The organism is Mesoterricola sp. MK458, assembly GCF_055384935.1.
The window spans coordinates 538513-554213 of record NZ_AP045075.1; the positions used below are offsets into that span (position 1 = coordinate 538513).

Here is a 15701-nt window from a genome sequence, read left to right on the forward strand (position 1 = left end):
TCTAGTTCGTGAGGGTGAAAAATTCCCGCGCCCGGCGGGCGATGCCCGGGTCGAGGCCCAGCAGGGACGCCACGGTGATGGCGTCCGAGTGGGTCCGTTCGCCGTCGTCCGGGACCAGGTGGAAATCCATGTGGGCGATGACGGTCCGGAGGCCGTCGCCGGCTGCGGCCTCCCCCTGGGCGCCCAGGTCGCGCTCCAGGCTGGCCCGGTCCAGGCCCTTCATGCGCAGGTAGCGGACCCCGGGCCAGCGGCGCACGCCCCGGAAGTGGGTGGCGAACAGGGCCAGCACCCGGCCGTTGGCGGCCAGGGCCTCCATGGCCGCCGAAAGGAGCGCCTCGGCCTCCTGGGACTGGGTCGTGCGGGCGAACTCGTCGAACAGGGCGAGGGTGGGGCCCTGGCCGCCGTCGGCCCAGACCCGGTTGAACTGGCGGATCTCCCGGCCGAAGCCCGAGAGGCCCGAGGCCTCCTGGCCCACGCGCCCTTCGCCCACGTAGTGGAAGTGCCGGAAGACCCGGGTGGTAAAGCCCGCCGCCGGCACGTAGAGCCCGGTCTGCGTGCACAGCTGCAGGAAGGCGAGGGTCTTGAGGGCCATGGTCTTGCCGCCCATGTTCGACCCGAAGATCACCGTGACGCTGGCGTCGAAGGCGGCGTCCAGGGGCACGTAGGGCAGACCCGCGGCGGCGCAGGCCTGCTCGCAGGGCACGAACCGTCCGGCCGAAACCTCCACGGGGCCGTCGCCCAGGCGGGGGCGGGTCAGCTTCCAGCGCCGGGCCAGCCGGGCCCGGGCGAAGGCCAGGTCGAAAGCCCGCACGGCCTCCTGGTAGGCCTTGAAGGCCTCCAGCTCGCCCCGCGCGGCCAGGGACAGGTCCTCCAGCACCCGGTCCTCCTGGAGGCGCTCATCGGCCAGCAGGGCCTCCCGGCGTTCGGCCAGGACCCGCTCCCGGGGGGCCGGCAGGGGACGCGCCACCCAGTGGGTCTCGTCGTAGGGTTCCAGGATCAGCCGGGCCCGGGCGCCCTCGCCCAGGGTGGCGCGGGGGGCCAGCAGGAACTCCCGGTTCTGGAAATCCAGGCCGAAGGCGTCCCGGATCTCCCGGGCCCGGGCCTCCCTGGCCTCGGCCAGGCCGGCGTTGGCGTCCCTCAGTCCGTCCCGGGCCGCCCGCAGCCCGGGGCTGTAGTCGTCGGCCACGTAGAAGGCTTCGGCGCTCTGCCGGCCCTGGTCCAGGAGGCGCGCGAAGGCCTCGGACGCGAAGGTGAACCCGAAGGCCGCCAGGGTCCCGGCCGGCAGCAGCCCCATGAGCGCCCGGTAGTTGTGGAGGAACTTCTTGAACTGGAACAGTTCGACTTCGGTATAGCGGGGGCGCGGCTCCCGGGGGAACCGGGGCAGGCGCTTGAGATGGTGGGAGATGCGATCCAGGCGCACCGGGTCCGGTTCCAGGGCGTCCAGGAGGCCCAGGGCGTGGTCCGTGTGGTCCCACAGGGCCTCCAGCTGGCCGCCGTCCGTGACCAGGGCGAGGCGCTGCTTCTCGTCCCGCCCGAAGGGGGTTTCGGGGGAGAAGTGCTCCCAGAAGCCCTTGAACTCGGCGTATTCCATGAAGCCGCTGGTCATGGCGCGGCCTCGCAGGGATTGGGCAGCAGGAAGGGCGCCGCCGCCTCCCCCACCGCCTGGACCAGGTCAGCCCGGCTGAGCCCGCGCAGGGCCGGGACGAACCCCAGGAGCTTGAATCCGCGGCGGAGGGAGCAGGCCCGGCGCCCCAGGAGCGCCAGGAGGTCCGGCGGGTCCAGGAAGAACATGGTGAAATCCTGGACGGAAAGCGCGGGGGCCGCCGGGTCCAGGGTCTTGAGCAGCTCCGGGGTCAGGGGACCCTGGATCTCCAGGGCGCCCGGGGGCGGCACCGCCTCCACGGGGAGGGCGGCCAGGGCCGCCAGGGCCCGCACCCGGGCGGCGACCCGGCCAAGGTTGGACGGGTCGGCCCGGAAGGCATACACGAACTGCGCGGCGCCCAGGGCGCCCACCTGGGTGATGCGGTTCACGGCCCCGTCCACCAGGACCGAAGCGGCCCACCCTTCGGACCGGACCCGGTCGATCATGCGGGCCAGGGTGCTCACGTGCTCGGAGCCCACGAGGGTGACGGAACCCGGGCGCACGGCCCGGCCCAGCAGGAGGGGCCCCAGGGAGGTGCGCCCGGGTACGGCCTCCAGGATCTCGAATCGCGCCTGGGAGGCCCGGGCGAAGGCCTCGGTGGTCATGACGACGTCCCCGGCCTCCACGCGGATCTCGCCCACGGGCCCGCCGGCGTCCCGGGCCTTGAGGGCCCCGTCCACGCCGATGGAGAAGACCGCCGCGGGACCAACTGAACGAGCGGCTGGAAGGGCGGCGTTCAGGAAGGTGGTCTTCCCCGATCCCTTCTCGAAGCCGGTCACGGCCGTGACCGCTCCTGCCACATCGCCGATCCCCGGCATCCGTCCTCCCCTGGGTGCGTCCGTCAGAATTTTCGCTTTTTCCGGGCGAGGTTGGCCGGCTCGAGGCAGAGGCCATCGCCTGCCAGCAGGCCCGCTACGCCACCCTTGGCCCGGTACTTCGCATGGAAGGTCTTGGCCCGTTCCGAGGTCGGGATCGTGGGCACGGTCCTGGCGGGTTCGGTGTAGGTCGTGATGACGCCCTCATAGTTTCGCAGAATCACGCGGTTCTCGCCCATGCACACCACGTAGTTGGGCATGACGGGGATTTTGCCGCCGCCGCCGGGGGCGTCCACCACGAAGGTGGGCACGGCCATGCCGGTGGTGTGGCCCCGGAGGCTCTCCAGGATCTCGATGCCCTTGGCCACGGTGGTGCGGAAGTGGGAGATGCCCGAGGAGAGGTCGCACTGGTAGATGTAGTAGGGCTTCACCCGGACCGTCAGGAGCTTGTGGAGCAGCGCCTTCATGAGCGGGGCGTTGTCGTTGATCCCCTTGAGCAGCACGGACTGGTTGCCCAGGGGGATGCCCGCGTCGGCCAGCTTGGCCAGGGCCGCCCGCGCCTCGAGGGTGATCTCCTTGGGGTGGTTGAAGTGGGTGTTCACGTAGATGGGGTGGTACTTCTTCAGCATCCCCACCAGGGCGTCGGTGATGCGCATGGGCATGACCACGGGGACCCGGGTCCCGATGCGGATGATCTCCACGTGGGGGATGGCGCGGATGCGGGAGATGATGGACTCCAGCCGGTCGTCGCCCAGGACCATGGGATCGCCGCCGGAGATGAGCACGTCCCGGATCTCCTTGTGCTGGGAGATGTACTCGATCGCCTTGACGACGTTCTCCTCGGGCATGTCCACGTCCTCGAACCCGACCAGGCGGCGCCGGGTGCAGTGGCGGCAGTTCATGGAGCAGATATTGGTGACCAGCAGGAGGACGCGGTCCGGGTAGCGGTGGGTGAGCCCCGGAACCGGCGAATCCACGTCCTCGTGGAGCGGGTCGTCCAGGTCGGAGCTGTCCACGTGCAGTTCGGCGATGCGCGGCACGGACTGCATGCGCACGGGATCGGAGGGGTTGTCGGGGTCCATGAGCGCGGCGTAGTAGGGCGTGATGGCCATGGTGAACTTGGCCAGGGCCTTGCGCAGGTGCTCCCGTTCCTCATCCGTGAGCTTCACGACCTTCTCGAGGTCCTCGATGGTCGAGATGCCGTTGCGCATCTGCCAGCGCCAGTCGTTCCAGTCGGCCTCCGGCACATCCTTGAACAGATCTGTGGCTTTCCAATCAACGGGCAGGTATTCCATGCCTAGACTCCAGTCGGTGAATTTTTTTACGTGGGTTTTCAGCCGTTCTTCCGCAGTTTGAGCAGCGCCCGGACGTCGTCCGGGGTGGCGATGGCGTTGCCGGATTCCCGGACGATGCGCGCGGCCCGGTCCACCAGTTCCGCGTTGGATTTGGCCAGGACGCCCTTCGAGAAGTACACGTTGTCCTCGAAGCCCACGCGCACGAAGCCGCCCATGGCGATGGCGCCGTAGATGGCGGCCAGGTTCGCCCTGCCGATGCCCATGGCGGTCCAGTGGGCCCCGGCGGGGATCTTCCTCACGAAGAAGTCCAGGACGTCCGGGGCGTAGTTGACGCCGCCGGGAACGTTGAGGACGAAGCCGTAGTGGAAGGGCGGCTCCACGAGGCCCTCCTTGATGAGGACGTGGGAGGCGTAGACGTGGGACAGGTCGAAGCACTCGAGGGTGGGGCGCACGCCGCGGGCCTTCATGAGGCTGGCGAACTCGCGCATCATGGGCAGGGTGTTGACGATGTACTCGTTGCCGAAGTTCACCGTCCCGCAGTCCAGGCTGGCCATGTCGGGGTCGAGGGTGACGGGCTGCAGCCGCTCCTCGGGCGTCATGCCCACCGCGCCCCCGGTGGTGGTCTCGATGACGATGTCGCACTTGGCCCGCACCCGGTCGATGGTGTCCTTGAACACCGCCAGGTCCTGGGTGGGGTTGCCCTGGGCGTCCCGCACGTGCAGGTGCAGCACCGCAGCGCCGGCGCGCCAGGCGTCGTAGGCCGCGTCGGCGATCTCGGCGGGGGTCAGGGGCAGGGCGGGGTTCTGGGCGCGGGTGGTTTCCGCTCCGGTGACGGCGCAGGTGATGACGACCTTGCTATCCATGTGGGACTCCGAAGGAAGGGGCTGCGGCCAGTGCGCCTCAGGCGACGGGGTAGGCCCGGGCGACCAGTTCGAGGGACTCGGAAATGGCGGAAAGCGCCTTGGCGAGGTCGGCGTCGGTGTGGCGTCCGGAGATGTACCAGTGGTGGAAGGGCTGGATGAACAGGCCGCGGCGGATGGTCTCGGTGTAGAACATGTGCCGGCGCTCCTTGTAGGAGCCGTCCACCTTGTCGAAGGTGAGGTAGGGCATGGGCGGGATGCCCGAGACCTGCACCGGGACCTTGGAGGCCGCGGTGACGGCTTCCAGGTCCTTGAGGAACTTGGCGCCCCGGGTCCAGATGTCGTCGATGACCTTGTCGCGCTCCAGGATGTCCAGGCACTTCATGGCCGCGGCCATTTCCAGGGAGTTCGGGAAGAAGGTGCTGGAGATGAAGACCTTGCTCTCGCACACCTGCATGAATTCCGTCTTGCCCACCACCGCGCTGATGGGGTACCCGTTGCCCAGCGCCTTGCCGAAGGTGGACAGGTCCGGGGTGACGTTGTAGCGCTGCTGGGCCCCGCCCATGGCGGCGCGGAAGCCGGTGCGGATCTCGTCGAAGATGAGCACGGCCTTGTAGGTGTCCGCCAGGCGGCGGACGCCCTCCAGGTACCCTTCGGGGGGGGCCTGGACGGGCAGGGCCAGGGGGTGGCCCACGGGGGTGATGATGATGCCGGCGACGTCGCCCTGGTGGGCCTTGAGGGCGGCTTCCAGCGCGTCCAGGTCGCCGTAGGGGAATTCCACGGTGAGGTCCTGGATGCACTGCGGGACGCCGCCGTGGCCCTCCACGGCCCAGTCGTGCCAGCCGTGGTAGCCGCAGCGGAGGATGACGTTGCGGTCCGTGTAGCCCCGGGCGACCCGCACGGCGACGCTGGTGGCGTCCGAACCGGTCTTCACCAGGATGACCATCTCGGCGCTGGGGATGAGGTCGATGAGGCGGCGCTCCAGCTCGTTCTGGATGGGCTGCACCAGGGAGAAGCAGAAGCCCTTCTTCATCTGGGCGATGGCGGCGGCGTTGATCTCCTCCTCGTCGTAGCCCAGGATGATGGGGCCGTAGGCGCAGAGCATGTCGATGTAGTCGTTGCCATCCACGTCGACGATGTGGCCCTTGTAGCCGCGCTCCAGGAAGATGGGGTATTCGCCCACGATGAAGTTGTAGGGGCGGCGGATGCCCATCATGCCGCCCGGCGAGAGCTTCTTGGACTCCTCGTACATCCGGAGGGACTTCTCGAGGTTCAGTTTTGGCTGCGAAACGGCCATGGCGGTTCCCTCCTATGCGTAGTGCTGTTCGAAAAGCTTGCGGAGCCTGGGATTCTCGCGGAGCTCGGCGAGGGTGATCTCGGCGTGGCCGCGGGTGTACCCGTTGCCCACGATCATGGTCACGTCCTTGCCCACCCCTTCGGCGCCCAGGGCCGCCTTGGCGAAGTTGGTGGCCATGCTGAAGAAGTACACGACACCCAGGTCGCGCGTGGGCAGGATCGTGGAGAGCTCGGTGTTGGCGACGTTCACGCAGTTGAAGACCACGTCGTACTCACGGCCGCCGTTGGCCGCCAGGGCGGCCTGGAGGAAGTCCACGGCCTTGGTGGCGTCGGCCACGACGACCTCGTCGCAGAGGTCCAGGGACTCCAGGGTCGCCTTGTCCTCGGGGAGGTAGACGTTGCCCACCACCCGGCCCGTGGGGCCGGACCGCTTCATGGATTCGTAGGCGACGAGCATGCCCGACTTCCCGCCGGCGCCCAGGATGAGCACGGAATCCCCGGGCTTCACCAGCTTGGCGGCCTGGGCGGGCGCGCCGGCCACGTCCAGGGCGGCCAGGGCGAGGCCCTCGTCCATGTCCGAGGGCAGCTTGGCGTAGAGGCCCGATTCGAAGAGGATGGCCTGGCCCTTGATCTCCACCCGGTCGATCTCCTGGTGGATCTTGAGGATCGCGTCGATGCGCAGGGGGGTGAGGGAGAGGGAGACCAGGGAGGCGATCTTGTCGCCCGCCTTCAGGCCGCGGTCCTGGAGCGCCGCGCCCACCCGGGCCACGGTGCCGATGAACATGCCTCCGGAGCCGGTGACGGGGTTCTGCATCTTGCCGCGCTGGGACACGATCTCCAGGATCTTCGCCCGGATCCTGCCCTCGTCGCCGCCGGCCTCGGCCTCGATCTGGGTGAAGCTGGCCGAATCGATGTTCAGGGCGATGACGTCCACGAGGATCTCATTGTCGTAGACCCTGGACATGTCGTTGTCCAGGCGCTGGGCAGGCTGGGGCAGGACGCCCTTGGGTTCCAGGACCCGATGAGAGCCGTACTTGCAACCGATGTCCATGGCCACGCTTCCTCCGCTGATGCCGGATGCCGCCATGATCGTGGTGCATCCCATATTTCATCTTAGGGATAGCGCGCCGCGCACCCTGTGACGGAAGACACTCCTGCCCTGGAAAGCGTAAAAAAAGTTTCTTTTTGAGAATTAGTGTCAAAAATTATTCACGTTTCGGCCCCGGAGGGTCCCGCCTTCCACGGGACCGCGCCTACACCGTCAGCACGCCTTCGATGACCTTCACAGCCTTGCCCGCGATGGTCACCCGCGACCCGAGCAGTTCGCAGAAGAGGTCGCCGCCCCGGGCCGAGAGCTGGCGCGAGTGGAGCCGCCTCCGGCCCAGCCGCTGGGCCCAATAGGGCACCAGGACGCAGTGGGTGCTGCCGGTGACCGGGTCCTCCGGGATCCCTTCGCGGGGGCAGAAGCAGCGGGAGACGAAGTCGCAGGACGTGCCCGGGGCGGTGACGACGAAGGACGTGGGCTCCAGTTTCTCCAGGGCCCCCAGGTCGGGCCGCAGGTCCCGCACCGCCGCCTCGTCGTCCAGGAGGGCGAACAGGTCCCGGGTGAGCCAGGTTTCCCGCACCGGCGCCCCCAGGGCCTCCGCAAGCCCCGCGGGGCAGGGCACGGGCTCCGGCGGCCGCACCGGGAAGTCCAGGGTGTAGAGCTCCCCCGACCGGGTCACGGACAGGGGCCCGCTCCGGGAGGTGAACTGGACGCGGCCGGCCCCGGGCCTGAGCTCGTTGAGCACCACGAACCCGCTGGCCAGCGTGGCATGGCCGCACAGGTCGATCTCCCCCACCGGCATGAACCACCGGATGGCGAAGCCGTCCCCTTCGGGCACCAGGAAGGCCGTCTCCGGCAGGTTGTTCTCCGCCGCGATGGCCTGCAGGACGTCGTCCCCAAGCCAGCCCGGGAGCTGCACCACGGCCGCGGGGTTCCCGGCGAAGGCCCGGTCCGCGAAGGCGTCGATCTGGAAGAAGGGATACCGGGCCATGGATCACCCGTACAGGTTGGGACTTGCGGATTTTATGCGATTGACCACGGCCCAGGCCTCCGCGTGTTGCCCGGGTTGGGCCAGCACCCGGCCAATGACCTTCTTCGCCTCCTCCCATTGTCCGAGGTCGCACAGGGCGGCCGCCCTGGACGTGAGCAAGGGCGGGTAGCTCGACCCTTTGAAGGGGTCGGTCTTTTCAATGGCGAGTTCGGGCGTGCCCTGGGCCCGGAGCGCCGAGCACAGGATCGCAAGGGATCCCGGGTCGCCGGGTCGCAGGGCCAGCATCCGGGTTACCAGGGCCTGGGCGCGGGCCCACTGCCCCGAATCCCGGGCCATGCGCGCCCGCTCGAGAATCAGGGTGGGATCCTCGATGGCGTCATCCTCCTGGCTTAGCCGGCCAGAAAGGAGCCTGTTCAATTCCAGGATCACGACCTGGGGAGGCTTCGTGAAGGTCTTGGCATCTATCCAGCCTTTGCCGTTCCAGGTGTAGGTTCGGCCATTGAGAGGAATCGTGTGGGTCATGGGGTTCATGTCCTTCCTCGGCCTCGGCATTCGGAGTTTCATCAAAGGTCGTGAACAGGCCACGGGGACCAGGGTCCACCAACTGAAGTTCAGAGAATACCAGCCGGCACATCCGTTCCTGATGACCCCCTGAACTCAGCCAAGTGGGAGGCCATCTTCCCTGGTCATTGCCCAGCACTCAAGGACAATCCAGGTCAAAATGCTTCGTTTGCGAGGCAAATATCTTACAAATCGATGAAATACCTACTATACTGGTCATATGGTGACCCTCCCCGATCTCGGCAACGCGATTGCCACACGACGCAAGGCCATGGGCCTGAGCCAGACGGTGTTGGCCGGAAAAGCGGGCGTCGGGCGTTCCACGCTTGATGCCCTGGAAAACGCCCGCCTGGGCGAACTGGGTTTCGTCAAGGTGGCCCGCATCCTGGCGGTCCTGGGGCTGCAACTGGTACTCCAGGAAGCCGGTCCGAACCGGCCCACCCTTGACACCCTGCTGGAGGAGAACCGCCTTGATCAAGATCTGGACGGACGCCGCTGAGGCTGGACGGCTTGACCGGCACGGCGAGCGCGGGTCCACCTTTGTCTACCTGCCCGGCGTGGCCGCGGCGAGGGCGGTTTCCTTGAGCATGGAGGTGCGGCTGGAGTCGTGGACCGCTCCGTTCGGCCTGCTTCCCATTTTCGAAATGAACCTTCCGGAGGGCGCGCTGCGGGAACGGCTGCGCCTGGCCTTCGCCAAGGCGACAGGGACGTTTGACGAGTTCGACCTTCTGGCCGTGGTCGGCCGGTCCCAGATCGGCCGGATCCGTTTCACCGGGGACGTGGAAAGCCTGAAGGACGAGGTCCCCTTCCAGTCCGTGGACGAGATTCTCCAGCGCCGCCGTGATGGGGACCTGTTCCGGTACCTGTTGGAAAGGTTTGCCGCCCATTCAGGTATCAGCGGCGTCCAGCCAAAACTTCTTTTCCGCGATGAGAAGGCCTTCACAACCACGGCGGGCGCAGGGCAGCGCCTTTCCCAGAGCTTCCGCGGGGCAACCCACATCCTCAAGCTCTGGGAACCCGACGAGTATCCCCAACTGGCGGCCAACGAATTTTTCTGCCTCAGGGTGGCGCGTCACTGTGGGCTGGAAGTGCCCTCCTTCAGGCTGGCTGAGGATGGCGCTGCCCTGGTCATCGATCGCTTCGATCTGCGAATGGATGGCAGCTACCGGGGCTTTGAGGATTTCTGCGTGCTCAACGCCCGTCGAACCGAGGAGAAGTATCGGGGATCCTACGAGACCTCGATCCTGAAGCGCTTCCAGCAGTTTTCCACCTCGACGCATGTCCATGAGGATCTGGTAAAGCTCTTTGTCCTGATTGCCCTCAACTGCGCGCTTCGCAACGGTGACGCCCACCTGAAGAATTTCGGGGTGGTCTACGATGACCCGTTCGGCGAGGTGCGCCTTGCCCCGGTGTACGACCTGGTGACGACGTCCGTTTACCTGCCGAAGGACACCATGGCGCTCACCCTGAATGGGTCTACGGGCTGGCCGACGGCCAGGGACCTCCTGCGCCTGGGCGAAACGCGGGCGGGCTGCACGCCGGCGAAAGCCCGACAGTTGCTCCAGAAGATCGAAGGGGCCATGCGCGAGACCATGACGGAGGTCCAGGCTTACGTCCAGCACCACCCCGAATTCAGCGAGATCGGCGGGCGGATGCTCGCCGAATGGGAAAAGGGGATCGCAGGGTCCCTGCGGGGAGGCTGAGGAAGGAGATCGTAATGACCGTCGGGCTTGTCCAAGGGTTCTGACAGATGAGTTCCGATCTGGATTACTGTTAAGCGAAAAGTGGGAGGTCAGGGCGTTCAGGGTCGAAGGTCTACCCACCCGGGAAGCCTCATTCCCATATCTCCAATTCCCGATTCCGCCCCAAGGCCATCCGTTTCAGGTCCACCCCCGTCAGCATGTCCTCAAGGGAGGGGACCTGGTCCCCTTCCAGGGCGAGGGTCATGCGGGCCTCCATGGGAAACCGCTCGGCAACGCGAAGGTCCGGCGAACGCAGGTAGGCGCGGTCCCACCAGTCCAGGATCCGTTCCTGGGCGTCCATGAGGCGTTCCGCACTGATCAGCCGGTCCCGCTTCCGGTTGTTGACCGCCGGGGCGGCCGGGAGAAGGTTCCAGAGGTCCTGGCAGGGCCACGCCGACACGGGGAAACAGTGGTCGATGTCCAATTCGGCGTGGAGTTCCTTGCCACTCCAGACGCAATGGATTCTGCTCCCCTTGGCGCGCAGGTTCTCGGCGATGGTCCGGACCTGGGAGGTGTCGCGACGCGGGTCCACCCATTGCAGGGATTTCCAGAGGTTCGCCCCCCTGGGCGAATCCGGCAGGCCTTCCATATAGTCTGCCCATGCCTGTCGGAGGAGCGGATCCACCCAAGCGGAGAACCGGCAAAATGCCGGCCAGAGGTTGGCAGGCACCTGGAACGTCCCCAGGGCCCACAAGGCCGGCTCGTCCAGGCATAGCCGGTCTGGATGAATGCGGCCAGCAGCGAGGGTTGCTCCAAATATTGGTCCGCCGGCACCCGGGTAGGTGATGTAGGTGACCGGCATGGTCCGAATGAGCCTTGCCGCCTCCTTCAGGGAAACCAGCAACGCATGGGCTGCTCCACCCACCAGGACCAGGCCTGGGCGCAGATCCTGAGGGTCAAGATCCGTGAGGCGTTCAAGCTGTTGGTTGAATCCCCGTGCCTGCTGCGGTTGCTGCGGAAGGCCGGCCCGGTAAAGAGGCAGGTAGGCGCGCAACCAGGTCAAGGCCACCAGCCCGAGGGGCAGCTCGATGGTGCCGTCAACGGTCTCTCTGGCGAGGCCAGGCTGGTGTTCGGCAATGTGGCAGAGGACCCGAAGCAGGGCCAGCTTGTAGCTGGATGACCTGCGATCACGCAGGATGATGCTGCGCAGGAGGGGCAGGGCCCCGGTGGCATCATCGGGCAATTGAAAGAGGAGAACAGTCCAGGTCACACCGGGCCGGCCCAGGTCATCGCGCTCCTCGCTCTTCCTGAGGCAAACCAGACCGAATTGGGCGGCCAGCACTTCCAGTTCGCTTGCCGACACCGGATGGAAGCCCCGGTTCCCGGCATCGGGGCCGTGCCGGAGGCTGATGGCGAGGCTTCCTCCCGGCGCCAGCAGCGCTGCCATTTTGCGAAAGGCCCGGGGGCGCTCGGCCGGGGCCACATGCATCCACACCCCGGCCACCAGGATGAAGTCGAAACTCACCCCGGAACGGGCAAGGGTGGCGAGGTCCGGGAGGGCGTCCGCGAGCCAGCGGACCTTGGACCCGGGACGCAGCCGTCTGGCCCTCTGACGCATGGCGGCCGATGGCTCGCAGGCGACAACTTCGTGGCCCTGGCGCTCGAACCAGGCGGCATCCCGGCCGGAACCGGCGCCGATATCCAGAACCCGCAGGGGGAGGGTAGGGATCAGGTCCAGGATGGAGCCGTGGACCCGCTCGAAGGTGACGGATTCGTACAGGTCCGTGAAGTCATCCGCTTGATTCTCGTAGGCTGTCCAGGAGGGAGGCATGAAAACATTATTAGCCCATGCGTTTCCCGCGGCCAGGGTGCTCGTCCCGGCGATAAAGTTCGGTGACTCCCTTGTCGATTGCTTTTCATCGTGGGGCACCTCCGTGGCTGGTTCCCATCCGGCACGGAGCCCTCCCCCTTCAAAGCCTGGTCCGTGGTGACCCTGATGCTGGTTGGCCCGGTCCTGGAATCCTTTCTTCTGGCGGGGTTGGCCACGGCTCTTGGCCGGAGGTCGGCCAATCCCTGGATGATTGCCGCCATCTCCGGTACCGCCTGGGGGGCCCTGCATGCGTTGGGGAAGTCGGGTGCCGCAGGGGCTTTTGCCTTCCTGGGGTCCACCTATGACTATTTCAACGGCAATTCCAGGGCCTTTTCTAATACAGGGTCCCTGCTGGCGAACCATTCGGCGGCGGAGGTTTCCACGGGGAAATCCATGGGAAGGGTTTGGTGGAAGGCGTCGCCCTTGCCCATCCGCCTGGAACTGTAACGGACTTCCAGGCCCAGGCCGGTGAGCTTGAAGGTCTTCACTTCGCCGAAATTGGATAACGCCTGCCCGGGAGGCGTGCCCACAAGTCGCCCGCCCATGGCCCGGGCCTGGAGAGCGTTCATGTAGGCCGAGGAATAGGTCCCCCCGTCAGTGAGGACGAGCAGGTTGCGGGGGTTCCCGATGGCTCTGTGGCGGGCCAAGGTGCGGACCCATCCGAATCCGGCTATCCCGCCCAGGAGCATGCTGTTTCCGCCTCCGTTGCCCCGAAGGTCCAAAACTATCCGGTTGGCGCGACCCTCGTCCAACCACCGCACGGCCTGTTTCATGACGGCCTTGAAGGAATTGCCGGGCTGCTCCTGGCAACGGCGGTAGCGGATGTAGACGGCCTTGGGTTCCGGCAGGCTTTCGGCGAAGTAAAGGGACCCAGGGTTACGGTTGATTAGCAGGGCGCTCCGGTCGGCTCTTTTCCATGCTGTGCGGTTCTGGGGATTCTGAAGAACCGGCAGGGCGCGGCACCCGGTGCGGCCATCCGGCAGTTGGTACCGGAAATCGTGGCTCAGGGTATCCGCGAGCAGTCCGGTGTTGACCAGGAGGTCCACGGAGGAATCCAGAATATCGTTCAGTTTCGTCTGGAAGGCTGATTCCGTTTCCTGTGCGTGGATCGTCCTCATCCGCGCCAGGAGCGTCGGGAGGTCCAGGCCATCGATGCCGATGATGCCCGCTCCAAGCAGTTCCCCGAAATCCTCCCTAGCCTCGATCACGTGGAGACGGCCCTGGAAAAGGCGCATGCGAATGGGCCAGCGGCGCTGGTAGAGGCTCGCTTCAAGGTCGGGAATGTTGGTGTGGCCGTCGCCGATCGACCGGACAAGTGCCCAGGTGCGAAAGCCCCGCTGGGCGTTCGTGAGGCCATCGATCTGCCCTTGCAGATCGGCGAGATCCTTGCGCCACTGGGCCTCGGGGCAAGAGAAGAACAGATCTGGATGGCGTTTGGGAAGTTCCTTTCCAAGGTATTCCAGATCGACCCGCCAGACCTCGGCTTCCTGGGGCAAACTCTGGAGGGCCGCTGGCTGGGCGTTCAGGCCCAGGCAGGACAAAAGAATGAGGAACAAGATGGAAAACCTTCTGATGGATCACCTCAGAAAAGGGAGGGGAGGGGCGTGACTGGTTTGGCAGATTCTGACACAGGATCTTTTGGGGTAATCGTCCACCCCGGTCCCTGACGGAGACTACACCCGCGCTAACTGCTGGGACCATTTTTTGGCGCTATTTTGCCCTGGCGCTAAAGCGCCATCAGATGCCTGCCTCGGGAGACTCGGCCCTCATGGTGATTGACCCCAGGAGCTATTGCCGATTCCCGAAGGAGGGAGAAGCCCTCATCGTTCAGGCCCTGAAGCGGGCTGGACATATTCGGGAATCCAGCGCGGTCTGGCGAGACGAAAAACCCTCTAAGCTATTAGCTTAGAGGGTTTAGTTTGGTGGAGCTGAACAGGATCGAACTGTCGACCTCCTCATTGCGAACGAGGCGCTCTCCCAGCTGAGCTACAGCCCCAGGAGGTTCCATTCTACCGGGGGCGACCGGTTCGTCAATGGGGGCGCCTGCGGGGGGCAGGGGGTTCTTGGAAAGGGAAAGGTTGGGCTTGCCCCCGGTCGTCCGGGAACGGACACTTGGGGCATGGGTAAATCAATCGTCAAGTTCCTGATCTTTCTGGTGGTTGCCGGCGGAATTTTCCGGGTGGCGGCGGAGGGGCCCCGGAAGTACCAGGAGATCCGGCTGACGCCCTGGTATCTGGAGATGCCCACGCCCAGGGCGCAGCGGGTGGCGGGCGTGAAGGGGCTCCGGCAGCCTCGCCTGGCGGGCGCGGCGCGGGTCGAGGTGTGGGGCGACACGCTGGAGGAGCGCCTGCGGCTGTTCCGCCTGGACCTGGCGCCCTCCCTCATGCAGGCCTTCACCCTGGGCTCCATGAGCACCACCAACGCCCAGCAGCTGGGCGAATTCATGGGCATGACCGCCTCGGACGTGCGGCCGCCTTCGGTGCCGTCGGTGTACTACAACGGCCTCCGGCATGTGGAGGATCCCGAGCTGGCCCGGGACGGCATCCACATCGGCGTGGGAGGGCGGTCCACGCTGACCATCAGCGCGGCGCCCCGGCGGCGCTGAGGCCTACATCAGCTCGCGCATGCACTCGGCCAGCACCTCGGGCCCGGGCTTGACGCTGGCCTGGGGGAGGGTGGCCAGCACGTCGTCCACGGTGTGGGTGAAGTCGTGGAGGATGGGCTTGCCGGTGGAGATGTGCAGGATCCCCGTGAGGAACTCGCCCCGGTCGTGGGCCTCGTGCACGGCCTTCATGGCGGCGTAGCGGTCCGTGGGGTCGAAGTCCTTGTCGATGGCCCGGAAGGTGAGGCGGGACCCGTCGGGAAGGCCCACTTCCATGGCGGCGCCTGGCTCGATCTCCACCTCCTCGGCGTCGTAGTAGGGCACGAACCCCAGCTCCTGGAGCGGCATCTCGTGGTCCTTGGCGTTCTTGTAGGACTTGGTGGAGCTGTCGTGGTTGTTGAAGGTCACGCAGGGGCTGATGACGTCGATGAGGGCGGTGCCTTCGAAGGCCAGGGCGGCCTTGAGGATGGTGCCCAGCTGCTTGGGGTTCCCGCTGAAGCTGCGCGCCACGAAGCCGCAGCCCAGCTCCATGGCCAGGGTGCAGGGGTCGATGGGGGTGATCTCGTTCACGTCGCCGTGCTTGAGGGTGGAACCCACGTCCGCGGTGGCGCTGAACTGGCCCTTGGTGAGCCCGTAGACGCCGTTGTCCTCCAGGATGTACACCACCGGCACGTTGCGCCGGATCATGTGCACCAGCTGGCCCATGCCGATGGACATGGAATCGCCGTCGCCGCTGGCGAGGATGTTGATGAGGCTGCGGTTGGCCAGGGCGGCGCCGGTGCACACCGCGGCGGCGCGGCCGTGGACGGAGTTGAAGCCCCAGGCCTGGCTCATGAAGTAGGTGGGGGTCTTGCTGGAGCAGCCGATGCCGCTGAGCTTGGCGACCCGGTGGGGCTCGAGGTTCATCTCCCAGGCGGCCTGGATGATCTGCGAGGTGATGGCGTCGTGGCCGCAGCCGGGACAGAGCGTCGACTTGGCGCCCACGTAGTCCTGCTTGGTGAGGCCGATCTTGTTGGTGGGGACGGTGGCGGTGGTCATGGGT

General features: G+C 66.5%; 15 protein-coding genes and 1 tRNA gene. 4 read left to right on the forward strand and 12 right to left on the reverse strand.

Annotated elements, in window-relative coordinates:
- Window position 1: 1 nt before the first annotated feature.
- The 8 genes from kamC to ACZ5LB_RS02355 all read right to left on the reverse strand — a co-directional run bounded on the left by kamC (window position 2) and on the right by ACZ5LB_RS02355 (window position 8475).
- The gene (gene kamC, locus ACZ5LB_RS02320; protein WP_464604553.1) at window positions 2-1606 is read right to left on the reverse strand and encodes a lysine 5,6-aminomutase reactivase ATPase KamC; all 1605 of its coding nucleotides are present in this window, start codon (window positions 1604-1606) and stop codon (window positions 2-4) included.
- Entirely contained in the window at window positions 1603-2460 is an 858-nt protein-coding gene (locus tag ACZ5LB_RS02325) for a hypothetical protein (RefSeq protein ID WP_464604554.1), read from the reverse strand. The genes kamC and ACZ5LB_RS02325 overlap by 4 nt, the downstream gene beginning before the upstream one ends.
- 23 nt (window positions 2461-2483) lie before the next feature.
- The gene (gene kamA, locus ACZ5LB_RS02330) at window positions 2484-3752 is read right to left on the reverse strand and encodes a lysine 2,3-aminomutase (protein WP_464604555.1); all 1269 of its coding nucleotides are present in this window, start codon (window positions 3750-3752) and stop codon (window positions 2484-2486) included.
- Window positions 3753-3790: 38 nt separating this feature from the next.
- Window positions 3791-4615 carry a 3-keto-5-aminohexanoate cleavage enzyme gene (gene kce / locus ACZ5LB_RS02335; protein WP_464604556.1) on the reverse strand — a complete coding sequence of 275 codons (825 nt, stop codon included), beginning with the start codon at window positions 4613-4615 and terminating at the stop codon, window positions 3791-3793.
- A 37-nt stretch (window positions 4616-4652) separates the two neighbouring features.
- Window positions 4653-5909: an aspartate aminotransferase family protein gene (locus ACZ5LB_RS02340; protein WP_464604557.1), complete on the reverse strand. Its 1257-nt coding sequence runs from the start codon at window positions 5907-5909 to the stop codon at window positions 4653-4655.
- Window positions 5910-5921: 12 nt separating this feature from the next.
- Window positions 5922-6959, reverse strand: a complete 1038-nt coding sequence (kdd, locus tag ACZ5LB_RS02345) for an L-erythro-3,5-diaminohexanoate dehydrogenase (protein WP_464606362.1) — start codon at window positions 6957-6959, stop codon at window positions 5922-5924.
- A gap of 202 nt (window positions 6960-7161) precedes the next feature.
- Window positions 7162-7944 carry a PhzF family phenazine biosynthesis protein gene (locus ACZ5LB_RS02350; protein ID WP_464604558.1) on the reverse strand — a complete coding sequence of 261 codons (783 nt, stop codon included), beginning with the start codon at window positions 7942-7944 and terminating at the stop codon, window positions 7162-7164.
- Between the two features lie 3 nt (window positions 7945-7947).
- A complete protein-coding gene (locus ACZ5LB_RS02355) occupies window positions 7948-8475 on the reverse strand; it encodes a hypothetical protein (RefSeq protein ID WP_464604559.1) in 528 nt (175 codons plus the stop codon).
- 250 nt (window positions 8476-8725) lie between these two features.
- Between ACZ5LB_RS02355 and ACZ5LB_RS02360 the strand changes: the two genes are divergently transcribed.
- Window positions 8726-9004: a helix-turn-helix domain-containing protein gene (locus ACZ5LB_RS02360; protein ID WP_464604560.1), complete on the forward strand. Its 279-nt coding sequence runs from the start codon at window positions 8726-8728 to the stop codon at window positions 9002-9004.
- Window positions 8976-10208: a type II toxin-antitoxin system HipA family toxin gene (locus ACZ5LB_RS02365; protein ID WP_464604561.1), complete on the forward strand. Its 1233-nt coding sequence runs from the start codon at window positions 8976-8978 to the stop codon at window positions 10206-10208. The genes ACZ5LB_RS02360 and ACZ5LB_RS02365 overlap by 29 nt, the downstream gene beginning before the upstream one ends.
- Window positions 10209-10338: 130 nt before the next feature.
- On the opposite strand, the gene ACZ5LB_RS02370 is transcribed toward ACZ5LB_RS02365, so the two are convergent.
- Both ACZ5LB_RS02370 and ACZ5LB_RS02375 read right to left on the reverse strand, forming a co-directional pair.
- Window positions 10339-12306: a class I SAM-dependent methyltransferase gene (locus tag ACZ5LB_RS02370; protein ID WP_464604562.1), complete on the reverse strand. Its 1968-nt coding sequence runs from the start codon at window positions 12304-12306 to the stop codon at window positions 10339-10341.
- Window positions 12307-12362: 56 nt separating this feature from the next.
- Window positions 12363-13103 carry a S41 family peptidase gene (locus ACZ5LB_RS02375; protein WP_464604563.1) on the reverse strand — a complete coding sequence of 247 codons (741 nt, stop codon included), beginning with the start codon at window positions 13101-13103 and terminating at the stop codon, window positions 12363-12365.
- 57 nt (window positions 13104-13160) lie between these two features.
- On the opposite strand from ACZ5LB_RS02375, the gene ACZ5LB_RS02380 reads away from it, so the two are divergent.
- Window positions 13161-13724, forward strand: a complete 564-nt coding sequence (locus tag ACZ5LB_RS02380; RefSeq protein WP_464604564.1) for a hypothetical protein — start codon at window positions 13161-13163, stop codon at window positions 13722-13724.
- Window positions 13725-13977: 253 nt separating this feature from the next.
- On the opposite strand, the gene ACZ5LB_RS02385 is transcribed toward ACZ5LB_RS02380, so the two are convergent.
- Window positions 13978-14053, reverse strand: a tRNA-Ala gene (locus ACZ5LB_RS02385).
- 123 nt (window positions 14054-14176) lie between these two features.
- On the opposite strand from ACZ5LB_RS02385, the gene ACZ5LB_RS02390 reads away from it, so the two are divergent.
- Window positions 14177-14662, forward strand: coding sequence for a hypothetical protein (locus tag ACZ5LB_RS02390; protein ID WP_464604565.1), 486 nt, complete (start codon window positions 14177-14179; stop codon window positions 14660-14662).
- Window positions 14663-14665: 3 nt separating this feature from the next.
- Here ACZ5LB_RS02390 and ACZ5LB_RS02395 read toward each other — a convergent pair whose 3' ends face one another.
- Window positions 14666-15697 carry a 2-oxoacid:ferredoxin oxidoreductase subunit beta gene (locus ACZ5LB_RS02395; RefSeq protein WP_464604566.1) on the reverse strand — a complete coding sequence of 344 codons (1032 nt, stop codon included), beginning with the start codon at window positions 15695-15697 and terminating at the stop codon, window positions 14666-14668.
- Window positions 15698-15701: the final 4 nt, after the last annotated feature.